Below are 20,991 nucleotides of genomic sequence, written 5' to 3'. Positions count from 1 at the left end.
CTTGTTATTAAAGTGGTTTTATAAAAACATTTTCTTTATTTGCTTGTCTATATCAAAATGAGCTTTTCTACTTGCGTAAACGAGTGTGGTGTATTGAACTATGAATCAAAATAAATCAGTTAAAATGGACGCAATAAACAAGAAAATATTATCAACTCTGCATACGCAATCGAACTTGTCTAACCAAGAGTTAGCCGACATTATTGCCTTGTCACCCAGTGCTTGTTTTCAAAGAACCAAGGCCTTAAAAGAAGCGGGGTATTTCATTAATTTTCACACTGAGATGGATTTAGACCGAATTTGTGAACACGTACTTGCATATGTTGAATTTACATTGGAAAGTAACACCTCACTAGGGCGCAAAGCATTTGAGCAAGAAATAGAGCGCATACCTGAATTTATGGATTGTGTGCGGGTGGGAGATGATGCCGACTTTATTTCATTTACTTGCTTTCCTGATGTAAAAGCTTTAAACGAAACCTGCGACGAACTTAGTAATCAGCCTAAATTAGGTATTAAGCGAATTAAAATACGCATGATTTTAGACCGAGCTAAATGGTGCTTAGGCTACCCAATAGATAAACTAAAATGGGTAGACTAGTACGTCTATACATTTAATAAACATAAAGGAATCACATTGAGCGCTGAAAAAATCACTCAATTACATCGTGCTGCTCAGCAATATCTTAACCAGGCTGCAAGCAACAAAAATGCGTTAAAGCAATCTCATCAAGCCTGTGTGGAAATGCTTAAGTTAGATCCAAAGCATGCCGATGCGCATTTTCTACTTAGTATGATTGCACTAAATATGCAGCAAATGACCAAAGCCATAGAACTGAACAAAGTAGCCATTCAATTTGCCCCACAAAATGCTGAATATTGGGCTTTTTATGCGCGCTCTTTGTCATTAGTGAATCGCTATGAAGAAGCGCGAACCGCTATAGAAAAGGGGATGAAACTGGGCTCCAATAGCCCTTTAGTTAACGATACGATGGGAGTAGTACTTAGCCGCTTAGGCGAACATGCACGCGCGGTTGAGCTATTTAATAAAGCTATTGGTAAACAAGCTTCAAATCCTTCTTTCTGTTATAATTTGGCATCTTCTTTAAAATTTCTAGGAGATTTCAAGCAAGCGCAGCAAGCCTACGAAAAAGTTATTGCACTAAATCCTAAATACTATCAAGCGCACTCTGCGCTGGCTGAGCTTAATTTAAGCACTAAAACGAATAACAAAATAAGCCGATTGCTTACCTTATTAGAAAGCGTAGGTAAGCATGTAGACGGTGAGTTACACCTTTGCCATGCATTGGCTAAAGAATATGAATGCGTGGGGGAATACGAAAAAGCGCTACAAGCACTTGAGCGAGGGAATAGTAAAAAGAAAGCGCAATTAGCCTATACAAGTAAAGACGATGACGCACTGTTTTCTGTTTTAAAAACAACATTTAGCCAAGAGTTTATTGACAAAAAGCACCTAGGGTTTAAAACAACACAGCCTATATTTGTATTGGGTATGCCGCGTTCAGGTACAACCTTAGTGGATAGGATTTTGTCGAGTCACTCAGATGTGGTATCAGCGGGGGAGCTGCAAAACTTTGCAGTAGAACTTAAAAAATTAACGCAAACCCCGGGCAACAAAGTACTTGATCCCAACACAATTACGGCGGCTAAAAGTATAGATTTCAGAGCCTTAGGCGAAAGGTATCTTCAAAGCACCAAACCTGTTAGTGACCAGGCTATTCATTTTATTGATAAAATGCCGCTTAATTTCCTACAAATTGGGTTTATTAAAAAAGCCTTGCCCAATGCCAAAATAATTATATTAAATCGCCATCCAATGGACGTTTGTTTAAGCAACTTTAGAACCTTATTTGCGATTAACTTTTCATACTACAATTACGCTTATAATTTATTGGATTGTGCTAGGTATTTTCACCAATTTAAGATGTTGATGGATTTTTGGCAATCAAGTTACCCAAACGAATTACTAGAAGTAAAATATGAAGCATTGGTGGCTAATCCAGAGGAGCAAATTAAACGCATTCTGGCCTATTGCGAATTACCTTGGCAAGCAGAGTGTTTGGCATTTCATAACAATCCTGCGCCGGTTTCAACCGCCAGTAGTGTGCAAGTTAGGCAGCCTATTAATAGTAGTTCAATTGGCCGCTGGCAGCGATATGGAAATGCCTTAGAAGAGATGCAAAACTACTTACAAAAGCACGACTTATGTGAATAGCGTTAGCCATAAAAAAAGAGGGCCATTAGGCCCTCTTTTCGCTTATATAGCTTAGCGCAGTCTTTTACTCACCGAAGGTATAACTAAATTCAACACCTACTGAACGTGGCTGATTTACGTAGCGCCCATAAGAGCGAACATCAAAGCCATTTACCGGTCGAATATCTTCTACACCACTTCGAGTAGAGGTAATAGCGTATTTATCAAACAAGTTTTTTGCATACAAGGTTACATCCCAAGCATCACCTGAAAGGGTCATTGAGAAGTTATGTAGCGTGTAACTTGGCAATACTTCACCGAAATCACGTAACCCTACGCGGGTATATACATCGCCGGTGTATGATAAACCGTAGTTTACTAACAAGGGCATGCCGTCAAATACTTCGGTGTCATAGGTAATGCCAAATGACAATGAATGCTCAGGCGAGCCTGGTAGGCGATCCCCCGAGAAGGCGTCACTGCCATCTACCAAGCCTTCAGCAAATTCACTTAGCTCAGCTTTTGTATAGGCGTAAGAACCCTGCATTGACCACCCGTTACCTAACAAGGCTCTACTTGATAACTCTAAGCCTTTAGATTCCGCTTTTCCGCCGTTTCTAGTAATGTTGATACCACCATTGGCGGTAACGTCACCAATTTGGATATCATCCCAGTCAATTAAGAAAACAGATGCATTTACAATTAAGGTATTGTTCAACCACGTACTATGCATACCAATTTCATAGTTTTGTGTTGTATCAGGTAAAATAGATACTTCGTCAGGTAGCGCGCACAATGCTTGGCTTTGCCCGCTCAAGTCTTCTTCAGTACATGCCTTCACTGAGTTAACGCCGCCAATTCTATACCCTTCACTGGCGGTAAAATAAACTAAGGCGTCATCCGTTATATCGTAACCTACGTTTAGCTTAAACAGGCTACCTTCATCACTGGCTGTGTTTGTAACTAAGTCGGGTTCAAGACTGTCTGAGGGTGCACCGTACAAAGTATCAAGTAATGGCAAATCAAAGCCTTGGGTAACATCGGTATCGTAATTATAGAAGCGAGCACCTAAAGTAACGGTTAGATCGTCGGTAAATTCATATGCAATTTCACCGAATAGAGCAGTTTCGGTCACTTCTAGGTCAGCTACTGAGTAATATTCAAGATTATCAGGCCTATCTACGCCAAAGAACTCAGGAATACCTGGCGTGAATTCCTCACTGGTAGCAAATGACTCGTACTTATTATAAAAACCGCCCACAATCCATGAAAATGCGCTATCTGAATAAGACACCAAACGTAACTCTTGGGTGGTAGTGCTGTCTTCTTGAACTTCACGCGTGAATGCGGTGAATGAAGGGAAGTCTTCATAGCCGTATTCAAAATCAAGCAGTAAGTCAGTTTGATCACGGTTTCCTAATTCGTCATATTCAGAATAACCGCTTGCCGACACAAGTTCTGCAAATCCTAAGTCGTAGGAAATTTCAAGGCTTAATAATGAGCTTTTTAAGTTATTAGGTTCTTCAACGCGTAAACCTGATTCATATTTACCCGTACCGTAAGATTCTTGATGCACTAGTGAACGGCCACCAACATCTTGATTTTGATAATAATAATTTAGATTGGCTTCCAAATCTTCAGTGGGGGTCCAACGTAACGACACACGTGCGGTATCGGTAACTTCGTCGTTGGCATCTTTTACGTTTTTGATGTTAGCATCAAAATCTGCTGCCGATGGCTGAGGGTTAGATACGCCTACTTCGCGTACCACGTTAGCGTAGTCAATAAACCCTGCTTCTTCTAAATGTTGAAAGCTAGCGCGTAGGGCAAGGGTGTCATCAATAAGCGGAACATTTATAATGCCACCAAACGATGAGCCAATATCGTCACTATGAGCTAGGTTAGATACGCTACCGTAAACTTTCCCCGAGGTAAGGTCCATTTCTGCCTTTTTAGGCATGTAACGAATAGCGCCACCTAGGGTACCTGCTCCATATAGTGTGCCTTGTGGCCCTATTAATACTTCAACGCGGTCAATATCGGTAAGCTTCATATCTAAATAAAGCGGAATTTCGCCTAAGTATGTAGCAACGGTTCCGCCACCAGTATTGGTGCCAGAAGGGCCTAATGAGTCAGTATTTAAGCCGCGCACAATAATAGTATTGCTGTTACGGCCACCTTGATCGACAACGGTTAAACCTGGCACCCATTTAGATATGTCTACCAAATCGTATACGCGGTCACGCTCTAATTGCGAAGCGCTTAAGGCCATTATATTTACTGGAATATCTTGTACATCGTTAACGCGGCGAGTTGCTGATACAAGAATTCGCTCAAAGCCTTCGTCTTCTGTTGCCTCGTTAGCGTCTGCTTCTTGTGCTGCCAATATTGATGGCATTCAAAGTGAGGTGCTTATAGCTAATGCAATAGCCGTATAGTGGAACAGCCCCTTTTTAGTACTGTGCTGGTTCATGTGAATTCCCATAGTGTTGAATTTAATTTAGGTATTTGGCTATTATAATTATTTTTGTTGTGTGTTATTGCCATAGCAATGGTGCTTGCACCATTTACCTATTTAGCATTATTAATCTTATTACATGCAAAGCAAAATAATCTTAAGTATTTCGTGTTTACACGAAAGATACGTTTTAAATAAGCTTAAGTAGCAAAAGATTGTGTTGAGTTATTCTTAAAAGAAGTGTCTTTACTGCTCAGTAAGGAATGTACTTGGATGCTAGAGTTATGTCAATATTGCTTGCAAATAAAGGGCTGTAGCCTAAAGTCTATAAAATAGGAAGGCTGATAAAAAGAGGCTACCGCACTATCAATGCAATGGTGGTAGCTCTTTTTATTATAAAGTTAAGCTAGCTAAATCACGATAGTACTGCGCCACTAAAGCATGACGGTTTCGAATGTCTAGTTTTCTATAAATATTAGCACAGTGAAATTTCACTGTGCGTTCACTTATAAATAAATCACACGCTATGAGTTTATTGGGTAAACCATCCATAATTTTTAAAGCTATTTGTTTTTCTCGTTTTGATAATATCTCAATATTGGTAAGCATATTAATTTTCCTTATTTACATGTGGGGGTGGGTAGTTACCGCATGAATAACTGCTTTCAGTCAGTCCATTTGACGATAGAACATAAATTTTTTGCGCGCTTTGTATAGCTTGCGGCCGGTGTGCAACCATGACAATTGTTAGGGGAAGCTGCTTTAAGTTTTGGCATACGCGGGCTTCACTTTCTAAATCTAAGTGGCTAGTGGCTTCATCTAAAATAAGTAATTGAGGGTTCTGATACAGCGCACGCGCTAAAATAATGCGTTGCTTCTGGCCGCCACTTAAGCTGTCACCCATGTCGCCAATTAAAGTTTGATACTGCATGGTCATCGCCATAATATCTTCGTGTACGCAGGCTAACCTTGCGCAATCTATGGCTTTTTTAACATCTACTTTTTCTGAAAAATTACTTATGTTGTCAAGCACACTGCCGCTTAATAGCGTGTCATTTTGCATAACTGCTGCTATCTGAAATTGATTTCGACTTGTGCTATTTAACTCGCGTTCGTTAATGAGTACTTGCCCGCTACTGAGCTTGTTTAAGCCTAATAAACAATGTAGTAAGGTGGATTTACCGCAACCGCTAGCGCCCACTATTGCGACAAATTGACCCTTTGCAATATGTAAATTCAGTTGTTCAAATACGGGCTGGGTGTTACCCGCATGCGTAAAGCTAATATCTTTTAAGGCAATGCTTGCGCCCTGTTGCGTTTGGTCGTCAAGTAAGTCGTAAACGTGTTTTTGGCCACGTGAGGCTATTCGATTGTGTGAAGCATCCTCAATGGGCGTAAATAGAATGTCTTCAAGGCGATGCAAATGCACATTTAACAATGTAAATTCTATGAACTTATCTATAAGGCTAACGCTTGCTGCAATGAAGCGGCTCTTATAGCTAGCAAAAGCGAACAACATACCAACGCTTAAGTTTCCTTGTTGCACTAAACCTACGGCAATATAAATCACCAATAAGTTTTCTAGACCAAACAGGCCTTTGTTTGCCACATTAAAACGGATGTTCCATTGGCTCAATGCAATTGTTTGGTTGCTGTTGTGAATAAATTTATTCAACCAATTCGCATGGGTTTGATTAAGGGTTTGGCTCAGCTTTATGTTACGAATAGCGCGAACTGACTGCATAAAATAACTGCTGTATTTCGCTTCTGAATGCAGTACCTCTTGATTCAATGACTTAACCGGGTAGTACAAAAACCAGCGAATAATGCAGTATATTGCCAAAAAGCCACACACTAAAAAGGTAAGTTTTGCTGAGTAAATAAACATAAGGCTTAAAGTGAGTACACCCAGAAGGCCATCAATTATTGCACTTACTAAACCTTGAGTTAACAGTGTTTGCACCGGTTGCAACGAACCAAAGCGGCTGACTATGTCGCCCATATGGCGGGTTTCGAAGTATCGAATAGGCAAAGCGAGCAAATGAGCAAATACGCTGCTAGAAATAAGTACGTTAAATTGATTTGAAAACCGCAATGCTATTGTATCGCGAAGCCACATAGAGGCGGTTTCAATTAACAGTAGTAGAGCAAAGCCAAGGCTAAGGGTATTTAGCAACGAGCCATTGTTGCTAGCTAGCACGTTATCAACAATAGTTTGCATATAAAAAGGCGCTGCAAGGGCAAAGATTTGTAGCACACTCGATAAGCCTAGTAGCATGAAGAGGTGGCGCTTAAGCCCTTTACTTGTTATTGCAAAATCTAGCAGCTTGAGTTTTGCATTAGGCTGCTTTTGCTCAAAGTTATGCATTGGAGCAAGTTCTAGCGCAATACCCGTAAATGAAGTGTTAGCCTCATGGAATGAAACAAAACGGTTGCCAATAGCGGGATCGCAAATATAAATGCCTTTCTTGCTCACTTTTGTTAACACAACAAAGTGATTCATTTGCCAGTGCAAAATGGCGGGCAGTTGTAAGTCTTTAAGCTCTTCTAAGTTGACCTTCACTGCACGGCTAGAAAGCTGCAATTCACCTGCATATTCTATGATATTTTTTAAGTTTAGGCCTTGATGCCCCGCTGGCATACTTTGGCGTAGTTCGCGCAAAGAAATATGATGTCCGTACCATTGGCATATCATAACTAAGCAAGCTAGGGCGCATTCACTTGCTTCACTTTGCAGTTCACATGAAATACGTTTATTACTTGAAAACCGAAGTTTGTTAAACCAAGACGTAGGTGAGTTTACCCTTGAGTTCTGCTTTATCATGCGGCCCCCAGCATATCTTTAAGTGGGGCAAGCAAGTACTCAAGTAAAGTAGGCTCATCTAATACTATATTGGCACTTAGGTGCATGCCCGCTTTAAGCGGCCAGTCTTCACCTTTCGCTCGCATACTATTTTTTAGTAATGCTACTTTAACAATATATACACTGGGCGATTGGCTAGTTTGGGTCTTATTAACAGTAAAAGTTTGTTTTGATACCAAGCTAATTTTACCCTTAATACTGCCGTACTTTTGAAAGGAAAACGCATCTAGCTTTATTTCAACATTTTGGCCTACTTCCACAAAGCCAATATCTTTATTAGGTACATGCAATACCGCTTCATATTCTTGCTCTTTAGGCAAAATTTGTAGCAGAGCTTGCTGAAAATTTAAGTTATCTCCTGCTTTTACGTATAAATTATGTATTTCACCTTTTGTAGGCGAATATACAGTGTATATACCGCTTTCATTTAGGCTTTGCCTGCGTGTTTGAATGTCAAGTTGGGCTATTGCAAGTTCATGTTCTATTGCTTCAAAATCAAGTTCATGTTGGCTTTGTTGTTGTGTTAAGTCATTTAAAATACTGGCTTCTTGATTGATTGAAAGTAGCAGTTGCTCTTTGTTTTGTGTCAAGTTGAGGACTTGCAGCTTGGCTTGATCAAGTTCGCTTTGCGCCACCAGTTGCTGCTTATTCAGTGCTAGGGCGCCATTGAATGTTTTCTCACTAATAGCCCGTTGTTGCTCAGCAACGTGTAATTGTTTGTTTAATATAGATAGATTAGTTTGGCTGGCTTTAATTCTAGTCGCTAATTGAGCGGCTGTATTGCGCCAAGAGCTAAATCGTTGTTCATACATTTTGTCCATTATTCCCTCTTCATTTTGCAAGCGAAGAAGTCGTTGAGCGTGGGCATGCTTACCCGAAATATTCACCTCTGCACGTTCTATTGAGAGTAAGGGCGTGTCTTTATTTACAAATTGTCCATTTTTTACTAGTACCTTTGCTACTATACCGGTACTTTCTTTACTATTGATTGAAACAGCGCTGCCTGTACTTTCTAGGTAGCCACTCACAGAGGCTTTCTGCTGAAATGTTTGTGTTGCCACAAATGAGACTATACTTGTGCAAATAAGAAACAAGCCGATGCTTAGCTTTACATGGCTTATAGCAGGTAAAAGCAAAACTTTGCCATGCTTGTGCATAAAAGCAGCCTCAAGGGCGGCTGGGCGATATAAACTGTTTTGTGCTTGATTAGAGCTCACTTCGCTATTCCTGATATTAAGTAATAGCGTAAATACTAGCGGCACGAATATGTTGAAGCTGTTAATTTGGGGTCTAGGGTTTTATATTTACGAACAAGGTGAATCGTTGTCCTTAAATTTGCTCTGTACTATAGAATGGCTGTTGTAAAAGAGGGGCGAAATCGCCCCTCTTGCAGTCTTTAATGAACCCAGTGAAAGCGTTCAGATTTCTCTTCCATCATTTGCCTAGTGTGTTCAGGCATAAATAGGGCATTGTTGTTTTCAAAAAAGAAATCATCTCGGGGCTTGGTTATACCTTTATAATCGCCCACTTCATTCATTGTGGCACTTTCAAATACGCGGCCATTTATAAGCGTGTGGCTTACAAATTCACTTAAGCGAATGTCATTTAGTACGTCGCCATCAATAAGCACCATATCTGCAAGCTTACCTACTTCAATACTGCCAATGTCTTCGTTCATTCCTAAATGAATTGCGCCATCAATGGTTGCGCCTCGAATGGCTTCAAATGGCGTAAAGCCTCCTTGCGCCATCATCCACATTTCCCAATGTGAGGCTAAGCCTTCTCGTTGGCCGTGAGCGCCAATCATCACCCTTACACCTTCATCACGAAGTTTCTTGGCATACTTGGCTACTTCAAAATGGTTGTAGTAGTTTTCCGGTGCTGTGGGGCGTCTAATCGCTCTGCGATCAACTAAGTAAGAAGGGGTGTAACGCATTAAGCGCTCGTTCTTCCACACTTCAGTTTTATCATAAAAATATGTTTCGCCTGACAAGCCACCGTAACTCACTACAAAAGTGGGGGTATATCCAAATTCAGTGGCTTTCCACAATTGCGTTAAGTCATTATAACCCCGCTCAATTGGAAGGCTGTGCTCTAAACCTGTGTGGCCATCTACCAGCATACTCATATTTTGCTGTAGCTTACCGCCGCCCTCGGGCACTACCATCATGCCAAGTTCTTCTGCCGCAACTAGTACTTGCTGACGTTGGTCGCGTCGTGGTTGGTTGTAGCTCTTTACTGAAATAGCGCCTTTGTCTTGCAGTCGTTTAACGTGGAAATAAGCGTCATCAAAACTATTTATTATGGCTTTGTAACCCAAAGCTTCAGCCCCGTACAAAATTGTGCCGGTTGAATATATGCGCGGTGCTACGCGTAAACCTGCTCGCTGCATTTCAGCGGCGGCCATAATTTCACTGGTATCGTTTGATGGGTCGTGAATTGTCGTTACTCCAAATGATAGGTTTGAGTACTGTCGCCAGTTTTGCATAGGGATCAGTTGATTATTCCCTTGCGAACCATGTGCGTGAGCATCAATAAGCCCTGGAATAATCGTTTTACCTCTTGCGTCTATCACTAGTGCATTTTCAGGAATAGCCAGCTCATTTTGCGTACCTATTGCGCTTATGCGGTTGTCTTCTATCAATACCACCGAGTCTTCAATTACTTCTTGCTCGGTATTCGCATTTCGCATGGTAACTAACTTTCCGCCCACTATTGCGGTTATTTTATTGGGTTTATTAGTCTTATGTGTGAAATTCACCTTTATGCCTTCAGTCACAGGCTCAGGTAAGGTTTCTTGGTTATTTCCAACAAAGCTAAAGGTGTCATTAAGTGAACGTTCAAAATAAGTTGCCGCTTGCGACCAGCCAACAAGCGAACTGTTGTCATGCCAAGTCATGTAATTCCCCGCTCGTGCCGACAGTTGCTTTACTGGAAGCGCGGTAATATCTGGGCCAATATTAACGGTTTTGCCATTGGTTTCAAAAGGCGCTACATAGGTTTTATATTGGTAAACAAAGGCTATCCATTTGCCGTCAGGTGAAAGCCTATATTCGCTTACTTTGTCTGCGCCATTAAGGTGCTGCTTGTGATCTTGCCCATTAATATCAACGCTCGAAAAGCGCGTTTCGCGATAACCAGAGCTTGCGTTTTCAGTAAAGTACACACGCTCGTTTGTTTTTGCAAAATGTGGTTCAAAGCCACTTTTCGCCACGCGAGTTGCGCTTTCGTCGTCTATGTTCAGGACATAAATACCCGGTTCATTAGAAAAGCTTGGGTCAAGTAAATCGCCACCGGTGACTTTTCTGTAGGCAATAAGCTTTGCGTCATTTGAAAAGCTAGGCTCTACAAAGTGTCCTTTAGAAACACTCACCACTTTACCACTTCCACCGCGCGAGGAAATGGTTCTAATGGAACCTAATTGGGCGTCATCCCAAGTGGTATAAACAATTTTTTTACCATTCGCCGAATAGCGAGGGTAATATTCATCATGATCATTCTGTTTAGTTAAACGCTTTATTTTGCCTGACTTAATATTGTGCAAATAGAGCTTACCCAGTGCTTGGAACAATATTGATTTTCCATCAGGTGACTTTTGCGCCCAGCGAATGGCTTTTACTTCAAATTCTTCGGGAGCTACATCAACTTTAAATCGCAAGGCATCTGCGTACTGCAGTGTGGTTTGCACATTTACATTTAATGTTTGCAGTGATTTATCGCTAACATTGAGTTTATGAAACTTACCTTTGGTCCAAAATACGATGTTTTTTGAGTCAGGCGTCCAATCGAAATAAGCAAAATAGCCTTCGCTACCAAACCCCTCTTGCATGTCTCGTTCAAGATCAAAGTAGAGCGGCTTTTCTAATCCACTGGCTAAATCTTTAGTAAACAACACCGTTTTGTTTTTAACTCTGCGAATAAACGCTAACTGTTTACCATCAGGAGATGGAGTGGGCACTACTGCGCCGCCTGTCCCTGACACAAAACGTTCTTCGTCACCGCTTTGGCGATCGTATCTAATAATCGCAAAAATTGATTTTAAAGGGTCACGGTTATAATCAAAGCCAGAACCTGGGCTAATATCTTGTGTGTAGTATATGTAACGTCCATCGGGCGAAAAACTAGGATCGGCAATGTTTTGCTGCTCTACCTTGCCATTTTCACGCTCTTTTATAACGAGGCCACTACCACCACTTTGATGATATAACCAAATTTCCCCTGCCGGAATAGAACGCGCTGACATAATTCCTTTGGTCACCACAATGTATTGGGAATCAGGACTCCACTTGGGAGCGTGAATGAGGTGTTTTGATTCCTTGGTAATTTGTTTAAGGTTTTCACCGTTTATGTCCATCACCCACACATTTGACAAGCCATCGCGATCAGATATAAAAGCGATTTTGCTACCATCTGGGCTAATAGCCGGGTGGATATTCCACGCAAAATCTTGAGTAAGCGCAGTGGCGTCACCGCCCTTAGCATCAACTATAAATATGTCACCTAACATATCAAACACCATTTGTTTGCCGTTAGGAGAAATATCAAGGCTTGACCAAGTAGTTTCATCGGTGGTGATAGTAAGTTCTTTAAGATCCAAAGGAGGGGATAATACGTCCCATTCGGTGTTTGTATCTTCTGAATTTGACGCCTTAGCATCAGTTGATGATTTATCAACACTTGCCATTGAACTTAGGGAAGACAATAAGGCTATTGAGACAGCCGCCAGTGCGGTTTTTATATGCAGTCGTTTTTTCATGGTGTCGTCTTTTAATTGTTTTTAGGCTACAACATTAAAGACTTATCATTTATTTGGCAAGCAAATAGCCTGTATCTGTAATACGGTGTTTAATCTGATTTAGGCAAATAACGCGCTATTGTTTTTCTTAATAAATCGTGGCGAATGGGTTTGGTTAAGTATTCATCCATTCCGCATTCTTTCGCTTTTTCATAGTCTTCTTTCATTGCATTGGCTGATAAACCCAAAATCGGCACGTTGGCAATATCAGCAAGATTTAGTTTGCGTATGGCGGTAGTGGCCCCATAGCCATCTAAATTAGGCATTTGAATATCCATTAAAATAAGATCGTAGTAGGGGGAGTTTTTTACTTTTAGAATTGCCTGCTCACCATCTTCGGCTATGTCATAACTTAAGCCAAAAGAATGTAACATTTCGCCCGCCACCATTTGATTAATACTGTTATCTTCTACTAAAAGTACATGCCCATGATATTGAACGTTATTCACCGGAGTAATTGAGTCACCAAGAAGGTTGCTTTCTTGCTTGTGACTAAATAGGCTGTCTTGTTTGTACAGCGCATTGCTGAACAAGTAAAATTCAGTTGGTGAAAAGGGGTGAGCTAAAACAGGGCATCGCCACTGCTCACTGACTACTTTTCCGAGCTGGTCAGGTTGGGTGTTTGTAACACCGCCAAACATGAAACCTAAGTTGTGCAATTCGGTAATCACAGGATAGATCGTTCGAGCTTGTCTGCCGTGTTCAATGTCAAAAATCACTATATCTTCAGGGTTCAGGTTTGCGTAGCTATCAATAAATTCTCGATGTGTTAAACGTTCAACATGGCTTGAGATACGTTCAACATAATTCGATGCAATTAAGGGATCTTCATAGTCAGATACATAAATAATGTTACTTTGATATTGGTTAATATCGTTAATGAGGGGATGAGGGGAATTTTCATGGCTAAGCAAAAAAGTACTGATAAATTCACTGCCTTCGCCTACCTTAGAAACAACGCTTACATCACCTTTCATTAACTCTGTTAACTGCTTAACAATAGCTAGGCCCAAGCCGGAGCCTCCAAACTGTCTATTATTCTGGCTATCAGCTTGAATAAATGGGCTAAATATAGTCTTAAGTTGCTGCTCTTCGATACCTATTCCAGAATCTTTTACGCTTACCTTTAGCTTAAATTTTGATGGGGCATCAATCACACCTTCATGCGTCACTCTTATGTTAATAGTGCCTGTTTGTGTGAACTTTATGGCGTTAGTACATAAATTTAAAATAACTTGGGATATGCGAAGTTGGTCGCCCAGTGCGTTTCTTGGCAGGTCAGGGTCAACATATAATTGTAAGTTTAAGTTCTTCTCAGCGGCTTTAACTGAGCTTACCGCAAGCAAGCTATCGAACAAGGCAGCAAAAGAGAAAAAGCTATTTTCAATTTGCAATTTTCCGGCTTCAATTTTAGAAAAATCAAGAATATCATTAATAACATTCATTAATATTTGGCTGGAATAAGCCACTTTATCTAGGTTTTGCCGGACTTTAGTGGAAAGTTCTTGCTGCAAAGACAAGTCTACCAAACCTATAATTCCATTCATTGGTGTTCTTATTTCATGACTCATATTGGCTAAAAATATGCTTTTTGATTTATTTGCGTTGTCGGCTCTTACAATGGCTTGCTCTAATTGATTATTAAGCGATATTTGTTTTTCATTTTGTTCTTGAGCGTTTTTCAACAAGTAACGAGTTTGATTACTTTTAGCTTTAAATATTTTGGCGGCTTGAGCCAGCTTCCCTATTTCGTCTTTTCTATCTATGCCTGGAATTTTTTCTACTTCTTTGTCATCAATTAGGGCATCGAAGGCATTCGTAATGTGCTTAACAGGGCGAATAATGCGTAAAACGATAAAAAGCCCTATTAAAATGGTGAGCAAAATACCTAAAGTCGAAGATAAGTTTAGCTTCATTTTTGAGTCAGCAATGGTATAAGCAATAACTTCGTTCATTTGTTCAGAATAGTTGCGAGTGGCTACCGACAACTCATCAGCTAAATATAGAAATTCATTTGCTGAACCAGCCATAACTACTTTGACTAAAAACAAATAGCTTTGGGTTACTTGAGTCAAGTTAACAAACTGCTCTTTAATATCTTCAATTTTTAGCTGCGCTACACTTTGTTGGTCATTGAGCATAAATTGAGTGAGCTTGCTTGCTTCATTTAAAACACTAAAAAAGTCTTTTTGGTGGAGTGAACTTGGATTAAGCACGTATTGAAAAACGATGTTTTTTAACAAGATTAATTGATTTCGATATTGCGCTTCATGCCTATTAGTAGACAATTGTGCAGAGGGAAAACGAAGTGGTGCTTCTGCAATCAGTTCATTAATACCACTAAGCACTCGCTCGTTTAATAGTTTGTCTCTTTCAAATCGAGCGGCTTGTGCGCTTTCAAAATTTTCTTTGTAATCACTAATATGCAATTGCATCGCTTGAATAGTGTCAGCGCTTTGCGCTGTCTTTAAATCAGAGGGAAGATTTTTATTGATTGTTTCAAGGGCGTTAAAAATCTCTTTATGCAACACTGTAAAGCGCTCAATAAGCGACGAGTTTCCGGTTTCATTATAAATTAATACAAAGCGCTGTAAATCTAATACATCACGCTCAAGGCGCTTAACTAAACGTTCTTCTGTGCTAGCTCGGTGATAATCAGAAAACGAATCTATTAAGGAATTTTGGTTAATATTAGCAAACAAAATTTGCGTGCTAATTATTAATGCAAAACACAGTAAAAAGAATATAACTTGGTTTTTTAAGGATATCATTAAGAGATATTCATCCTCAGTTCATTATAAAGAATAGAACAAGTAAGTTGAGAACTATGCACTTAAGAACTCATACCATTTTTGTAGGCTATACTCGTAAGTGGGCATGACGGTATTCCAAACGGCTACATTCTCAAATCTTTTTTCATAGGAACCGCCGCGTCTACTGTGCCCTTTCGCTACTGAAACCAAGCCATCTGTTCCCGTGAGGGCTTCAGCAGCAGGCTTACCTGCGTACCAGTAGTCATATTCGGCATCACTTAAAAACGAGCGAGAACGCTGAGGATTTGAAATGTAATAGCCTTGCTTGGCTATAAATGCACCTGGCCAACCCGACAGCCACCAATTCATATATTCATAAGCCACGTCTTGCATTCTTCCTTTAGTTTGAGAAGACAAACACATTACTCCATGCCAGCCTCTGTAACCCTCTTTAGGTGCGGCAAACGTAACCGGAACATTTTGCCCGTTCAAACTAGATACGGCAGGTGAGAACATACTTTGAATATTCACTCGTTTTGATTTCATAAAACGAACAGACTCCGGCACAGACGTCCAAAACCCACTGAAATGCCCCGTGCGTTTATATTCAATTAGCACCTTAAAGAGCTTATCTAATTCTACTGTGCTCATATTTCCTATATCGTCAAATTGCACTAAACCACGAGCTTGTGCTGATAACGCAAGGTCAAATAGGCCAATTGTTGGGGCGTTTACTATGGCTACTTTGCCGTTAAAACTAGGGTCAAGCAGCCATGCCCAGCTTTCTGAATCGTAAGGAGTGCCTTGTTCAATAAATTCGGTGTTGTATCCAAATGAATCAACATTGTGAACATATGGCAAATAACTAATGTGCTGAGTATGTTGGCTACTTAGCGCGTTATTCGATTGAACATGTAATAGTTTATAAGGAGCATCACCGGCGCCAATCTTAGCATTGGCACTTATTTTTCCTGTTTTAGTTAGGTTATTAATTTCATCCCAGTAAAGCAGCTTGTTTTTATCTATAGCCTGTATTGCACCCGCTCTCCAAAGCACATTAATACTGTTTGACCATTGCTCATATAAATCAAAACTACTTGGATCCATTGCTGCCTTTTGTAAAACAGCGGCGCTGCCTTTAGGTTCAAACTTTAGATTGATACCCAAATCATCCATGGCGCGTTTGCGCAACTCTTCTTGTAAAGTTACATGAGTACCTAATACGCGCAGTGTAGGCTTTTCTTTTCCTATGGCAAAGGTAGAGATGCCGGTAGCTAAACCAGCGCCAATAGCGCTAGCAGCGGCTAAAGATTTTATGGCTTTTCGACGGGGTAAATTAGAGGGGGTATTACTCATTTTATGTAGGGACTTAGCTCCATCTTTACCTTGCACACTCACGGGCGTCTCCTTTTGAGCAAAAAACCACCAATCGGCTTACACTTTATTACTTTAGCCTTGTAACTGCAAGTAATATGGCCTGTATGTTAACTAAGGTGTTGAAACGTGTAAGGATACGAATGAAATATAAAAATAATGTTGGCAATCCACAACGCAATCTTACAATTTAATCATAGAAAATTGTCGGTTGTGCAAACTGATATTCGTACTATCTGAGACTTCACCTATGGGGTATTGAGCTGGGCCTGTAGGCTCAATTAGCACATATTCTATGCCCTGTTGCTTTACGGTTATGTCGGTAGGTTTCGGTTTTATGGCCAGAGCTAAAAGCGCATGATCCGACAAATAAACCATCTGTACATTAAGTCTGGGATTATAGGCTTTTAATAAGGCGGCTAGGAGGGTTGATTTACTGTCGCAATCGCCCTTATTTTGAACCAACAAATCACGGGGAGATATAAACCCTGAACCGTTAGAGTTTAAACGGCTTTCAATAGTGTTATATGGAATGGTTTGTATCCAACTAAGCGCTATTTCTACGAATTCTCGCGGGCTTTTATTTTGCTGAATTTCAGCAATTGCATCAGCAACTACTTTTAGACTGCTGCTACTTAACGACACATATTTTGTATAGTCATGACGAAGGCTGGTATTGTTATTTACAACTTGATGAGCCACTAGCATCTTTTCATCTAAGTAAGCTTGTTTAGCTTGTTCATTTGCGGCGCTGAGCTGCGCTAAAATTTCATCGGCATTTTGGCTACTTTGCACATTAAATGACAAGCCATCACGGGCTTTGCGCACGCGTATGCGGGCTACTCGTGGGTCAATCGTTTTAGCATGCAACATTACGCTTCTGTATACGGAATCAATTAACAGTTGCTGATTAAAACTTGCCGGTGAGGCCGGCATTGCGTAAAGGGTCGTGTTTGGGATGGAAAAAGACAGATTATATGTTTTGTCGTGCTCTTTCCACTTGTAGCTAAACTGCGTTTGCTTATTACTGTTTTTAGCGTGAAACGCAGTTTGTTGTGCGAAAGCACAGTGCATGGAACAACACAGAAATACCAAGACATATCTTAACACTAGCATAACTTGTTAATTCCTTATAAATAATAAGAATCTAAACTTTATGTCAACTTAAGGCCATGGCTACTCGTATATTAGTGGCTATTTATTGAACCAATTAAGTTGCTTATGCAAGTTTACTACGCTTCCTACTATAATCAAAGTAGGTGGCTTTAATGCTTTGGTTGCTTCTAAGTCACTAATGGTATCAAGTGTGCCTGTTACCACTTTTTGCTCACTTCGCGTGGCGCCTTCAACAAGTGCTATTGGCATATCACTTCGCATCCCATGCTTAATTAGCTTGTCGCAAATAATAGGTAGGCCAGTTAAACCCATATAAAATACTAAGGTATGGTTCGGCTTAACCAGTGAAGGCCAGTCAAGATCAATGGTGTCATTTTTCAAATGACCAGTAGTAAAGGTAACCGATTGCGCATGGTCACGGTGAGTAAGAGGAATACCCGCATAGCTTGATGCGCCGGTGGCCGCAGTAATGCCCGGCACCACTTGAAAATCAATACCTTGCTCAACTAGCGTTTCAATTTCTTCACCGCCACGGCCAAATATAAATGGGTCACCGCCTTTTAAGCGCACCACTCGATTGCCTTCTTTTGCTAATTTTGCCAGCAAGTCATTTATCTCTTCTTGTGGAACCGTGTGATTGCTTCGTGCTTTACCCACATAAATTTTTTCAGCGTCACGGCGCACCAATTCCAAAATATCGTTTGAAACTAGGCGGTCATACACAACTACGTCAGCTTTTTGCATTAACCTTAATGCTCTAAACGTGAGCAAATCAGGGTCACCAGGGCCTGCTCCCACTAAATACACTTGGCCAGCAGGTTTATTGCCGCTAGCATATGCGTTTAGGCTATTTTGTAGCTGCTCTGAGGCAAGGCTCGTATTGTTTTGCAATACGTTTTCGCCGATGTCTCCGTCAAGAACGTCTTCCCAAAAATATCGGCGGTCAGTCACGCTACCTAAAGCCTGTTTGACTTTGTCTCTATATTTTTCAGAAAACTCACCTAAACGCTTAATATTATGTGGAATCACCGATTCTAGTTTTTGGCGAATGTAGCGCAGCAAAACTGGCGCTACACCGCCGCTCGACATCGCAATAATTATAGGGGAGCGATCAACAATAGAGGGGGTAATAAACTTACACAGTGGGGTGTTATCCACCACGTTAACCAGTATGCCTTTTGCATGAGCTTGATCATGAATCGATTGATTAAGGGCTTCGTTGTCAGTAGCTACAAACACCATTTGTTTTTGGTCTAAATCATTCGCATCAAACTCGCGCTCAATTAAGGTGAGTTGTTCTGATTTTGCGAGTTCTCGAACGGCATTACTTACCCATGGTGCAACTACGGTAATTTTTGCCGGCGTTTTCAATAACAATTCGCATTTGCGCGCAGCCACTTCCCCTGCGCCAACTACTAAGCAATGAATATGCTCGGCGTCTATAAAAATGGGGAAATATTTCATGTAAGGTCTCAAAAGTATGTTAGCGAATGTTATCTAATTTGAACAAAGTATGAGGCATAAAAAAAGGAATAAAAGCAGTGCTTTTATTCCTTTTTGTTATATCAATCACGCCTTAAGAACAAAAAGCGTTTTATAACTAGTTCTTACCGCGCTTTTTAGGTGGCTCATCACTCCACTCACGTATATTTAGACGTTGTCCAGCTACACGAGTTTTTTGCAATGTTTCCTTCGCTTTACTTGGCAAGCTGTCAGGCAAATCTACAAGGGTGTAGTTGTCATGGATATCAATTGCACCAATGTTTTTGCTGCTAATATCTGCTTCGTTAGCAATTGCGCCAACAATGTTGCCTGGCTTAGCACCATGCACATAACCCACTTCAATTTTAAAGCGCTTCATGCCAGCTTCTGGTTTACCACGTGAGCGCTGTGGTTTACGATCTCTACCGCCTTCTCTTGGACCACGGTCACGCGAATTACGCTCTCTTGGACCACGATCACCGCGATCACCACGGTCTTTGAATGAAGGTTTAGCATGTACGTCAGGGCGGTCTTTTTCACTTAACAGTAAAGGTTCATCACCTTGTGCAACACGTGCTAAAGCAGCCATCACAACTTCAGGAGAAGCTTCTGATTCTTTCAATATTGCTTCAATAATTGGCATATATGATTCAATGCTATCGTCATTAATAGCTTCAAGTACGCTAGTTTTAAAGCGGCCTAAACGAGATTCATTTAGCTCAGAAATTGAAGGTATTTCCATTGGCGTAATTTGCTGTTTAGTTGCTTTTTCAATAGCAAACAACATGCGCTTTTCACGATGTGAGATGAACAAAATTGCATCACCTTCACGTCCAGCACGGCCTGTACGACCTATTCTGTGTACGTAAGACTCTGTATCATGGGGCACATCATAGTTAATTACATGGCTTACACGTTCTACGTCAAGTCCACGTGCAACTACGTCAGTGGCAACAAGAATATCAATTTTGCCTTGCTTAAGTTTATCAACTGTTCTTTCACGAGCAGCCTGGGCTATATCACCGTTTAAGGCTTCTGCATCATATCCGCGTGCAGAAAGTTTGTCAGCTAGCTCAATAGTGGCAGTTTTGGTTCTAACAAACACAATAACCGCATCAAAGTTTTCAACTTCCATAATGCGAGTAAGTGCTTCAAGTTTATGATGACCAGCCACTTGGCAATATCTTTGGCGGATAGTGCTTGCAGTTGATACTTTAGACTCAATCTTCACGTGTTGTGGATTGGTTAAGTAGCGCTGAGTAATTTTCTTAATTGGTGGTGGCATAGTCGCTGAGAACAAGGCGGTTTGTCTTGTCGCAGGCGCGTGACTTAAGATAAGTTCTACGTCATCAATAAAACCCATACGCAACATTTCATCAGCTTCATCTAGCACTAAGAATTTAAGTTGGTCTAATTTAAGGGTTTTACGTTTTATATGGTCAATAACTCGACCCGGTGTACCTACCACAACTTGTACGCCACGTTTTAGTTGGCGAATTTGGTTGTCATAAGATTGCCCGCCGTAAATAGGCAAAACACGAATCTTTTTAGAGAAACTAGCATACACTTGGAAAGCTTCTGAAACCTGGATGGCCAGTTCGCGCGTAGGTGCAAGCACTAACAGCTGAGTGAACGACTCATCTGGGTCAATATTAGCTAACATAGGAAGCGCAAACGCGGCGGTTTTACCCGTACCTGTTTGTGCTTGGCCAAGTAAATCATGGCCTTCAAGCAGTAAAGGGATGCTTTTAGCTTGAATGGGTGAAGGCTTTTCGTAGCCTACTTTTTCTAGAGCTTGCAGAATGGCGCTCGGCAAATTTAAATCTTTAAATGTCACGTCGACAGTGTCGGTCATGGTAAATCCTGAGTAGTAAAAGAACAAAAGGCAAAGCAGAGAGGATGCGAACGCCAAAACATAAGCGCGTATTATAAATT

The 20,991-nt window shown here is 40.8% G+C and carries 12 protein-coding genes; 2 read left to right on the top strand and 10 right to left on the bottom strand.

The features are described from left to right. Positions 1–100: 100 nt before the first annotated feature. Positions 101–601 (top strand): Lrp/AsnC family transcriptional regulator, encoded by a 501-nt coding sequence (locus ACOI22_RS07805; RefSeq protein WP_420671464.1) that lies wholly within the window; start codon positions 101–103, stop codon positions 599–601. Between the two features lie 36 nt (positions 602–637). After that, positions 638–2,236, top strand: coding sequence for a tetratricopeptide repeat-containing sulfotransferase family protein (locus tag ACOI22_RS07800; RefSeq protein WP_420671463.1), 1,599 nt, complete (start codon positions 638–640; stop codon positions 2,234–2,236). 64 nt (positions 2,237–2,300) lie between these two features. Here ACOI22_RS07800 and ACOI22_RS07795 read toward each other — a convergent pair whose 3' ends face one another. The 10 genes from ACOI22_RS07795 to ACOI22_RS07750 all read right to left on the bottom strand — a co-directional run bounded on the left by ACOI22_RS07795 (position 2,301) and on the right by ACOI22_RS07750 (position 20,911). After that, complete coding sequence (locus ACOI22_RS07795; RefSeq protein WP_420671462.1) at positions 2,301–4,613, bottom strand: TonB-dependent receptor; 2,313 nt, start codon at positions 4,611–4,613, stop codon at positions 2,301–2,303. A 453-nt stretch (positions 4,614–5,066) separates the two neighbouring features. Further along, complete coding sequence (locus ACOI22_RS07790; protein WP_420671461.1) at positions 5,067–5,282, bottom strand: response regulator transcription factor; 216 nt, start codon at positions 5,280–5,282, stop codon at positions 5,067–5,069. Between the two features lies 1 nt (position 5,283). Further along, positions 5,284–7,497 carry a peptidase domain-containing ABC transporter gene (locus ACOI22_RS07785; RefSeq protein WP_420671460.1) on the bottom strand — a complete coding sequence of 738 codons (2,214 nt, stop codon included), beginning with the start codon at positions 7,495–7,497 and terminating at the stop codon, positions 5,284–5,286. Continuing rightward, positions 7,494–8,753 carry an HlyD family secretion protein gene (locus tag ACOI22_RS07780; RefSeq protein WP_420671459.1) on the bottom strand — a complete coding sequence of 420 codons (1,260 nt, stop codon included), beginning with the start codon at positions 8,751–8,753 and terminating at the stop codon, positions 7,494–7,496. The genes ACOI22_RS07785 and ACOI22_RS07780 overlap by 4 nt, the downstream gene beginning before the upstream one ends. A 179-nt stretch (positions 8,754–8,932) precedes the next feature. Further along, complete coding sequence (locus tag ACOI22_RS07775) at positions 8,933–12,292, bottom strand: amidohydrolase family protein (RefSeq protein WP_420671458.1); 3,360 nt, start codon at positions 12,290–12,292, stop codon at positions 8,933–8,935. An 89-nt stretch (positions 12,293–12,381) separates the two neighbouring features. Next, entirely contained in the window at positions 12,382–15,102 is a 2,721-nt protein-coding gene (locus ACOI22_RS07770; RefSeq protein WP_420671457.1) for an ATP-binding protein, read from the bottom strand. A gap of 54 nt (positions 15,103–15,156) precedes the next feature. Next, positions 15,157–16,440, bottom strand: coding sequence for an ABC transporter substrate-binding protein (locus ACOI22_RS07765; RefSeq protein WP_420672341.1), 1,284 nt, complete (start codon positions 16,438–16,440; stop codon positions 15,157–15,159). 201 nt (positions 16,441–16,641) lie between these two features. Continuing rightward, complete coding sequence (locus tag ACOI22_RS07760; protein WP_420671456.1) at positions 16,642–17,574, bottom strand: hypothetical protein; 933 nt, start codon at positions 17,572–17,574, stop codon at positions 16,642–16,644. Between the two features lie 78 nt (positions 17,575–17,652). Next, on the bottom strand, positions 17,653–19,038 hold the full coding sequence (gene cysG, locus ACOI22_RS07755) for a siroheme synthase CysG (RefSeq protein ID WP_420671455.1): 1,386 nt from the start codon (positions 19,036–19,038) through the stop codon (positions 17,653–17,655). A 136-nt stretch (positions 19,039–19,174) separates the two neighbouring features. Next, on the bottom strand, positions 19,175–20,911 hold the full coding sequence (locus tag ACOI22_RS07750) for a DEAD/DEAH box helicase (protein ID WP_420671454.1): 1,737 nt from the start codon (positions 20,909–20,911) through the stop codon (positions 19,175–19,177). Positions 20,912–20,991: the final 80 nt, after the last annotated feature.

This window comes from Glaciecola sp. 2405UD65-10 (genome assembly GCF_048820975.1).
In the GTDB taxonomy this organism is placed as follows: domain Bacteria; phylum Pseudomonadota; class Gammaproteobacteria; order Enterobacterales; family Alteromonadaceae; genus Glaciecola.
Note: the sequence above shows the minus strand (reverse complement) of the source record. Positions and strands in the feature narration are given on the sequence as shown.

Bases quoted from the DNA above. Each gene is read 5' to 3' on its own strand.
- ACOI22_RS07805 (WP_420671464.1), top strand. From the start codon at position 101: ATGAATCAAAATAAATCAGTTAAAATGGACGCAATAAACAAGAAAATA.
- ACOI22_RS07795 (WP_420671462.1), bottom strand. From the start codon at position 4,613: ATGCCATCAATATTGGCAGCACAAGAAGCAGACGCTAACGAGGCAACA.
- ACOI22_RS07790 (WP_420671461.1), bottom strand. From the start codon at position 5,282: ATGCTTACCAATATTGAGATATTATCAAAACGAGAAAAACAAATAGCT.
- ACOI22_RS07785 (WP_420671460.1), bottom strand. From the start codon at position 7,497: ATGATAAAGCAGAACTCAAGGGTAAACTCACCTACGTCTTGGTTTAAC.
- ACOI22_RS07775 (WP_420671458.1), bottom strand. From the start codon at position 12,292: ATGAAAAAACGACTGCATATAAAAACCGCACTGGCGGCTGTCTCAATA.
- ACOI22_RS07770 (WP_420671457.1), bottom strand. From the start codon at position 15,102: ATGATATCCTTAAAAAACCAAGTTATATTCTTTTTACTGTGTTTTGCA.
- ACOI22_RS07765 (WP_420672341.1), bottom strand. From the start codon at position 16,440: ATGAGTAATACCCCCTCTAATTTACCCCGTCGAAAAGCCATAAAATCT.
- ACOI22_RS07760 (WP_420671456.1), bottom strand. From the start codon at position 17,574: ATGCTAGTGTTAAGATATGTCTTGGTATTTCTGTGTTGTTCCATGCAC.
- cysG (WP_420671455.1), bottom strand. From the start codon at position 19,038: ATGAAATATTTCCCCATTTTTATAGACGCCGAGCATATTCATTGCTTA.
- ACOI22_RS07750 (WP_420671454.1), bottom strand. From the start codon at position 20,911: ATGACCGACACTGTCGACGTGACATTTAAAGATTTAAATTTGCCGAGC.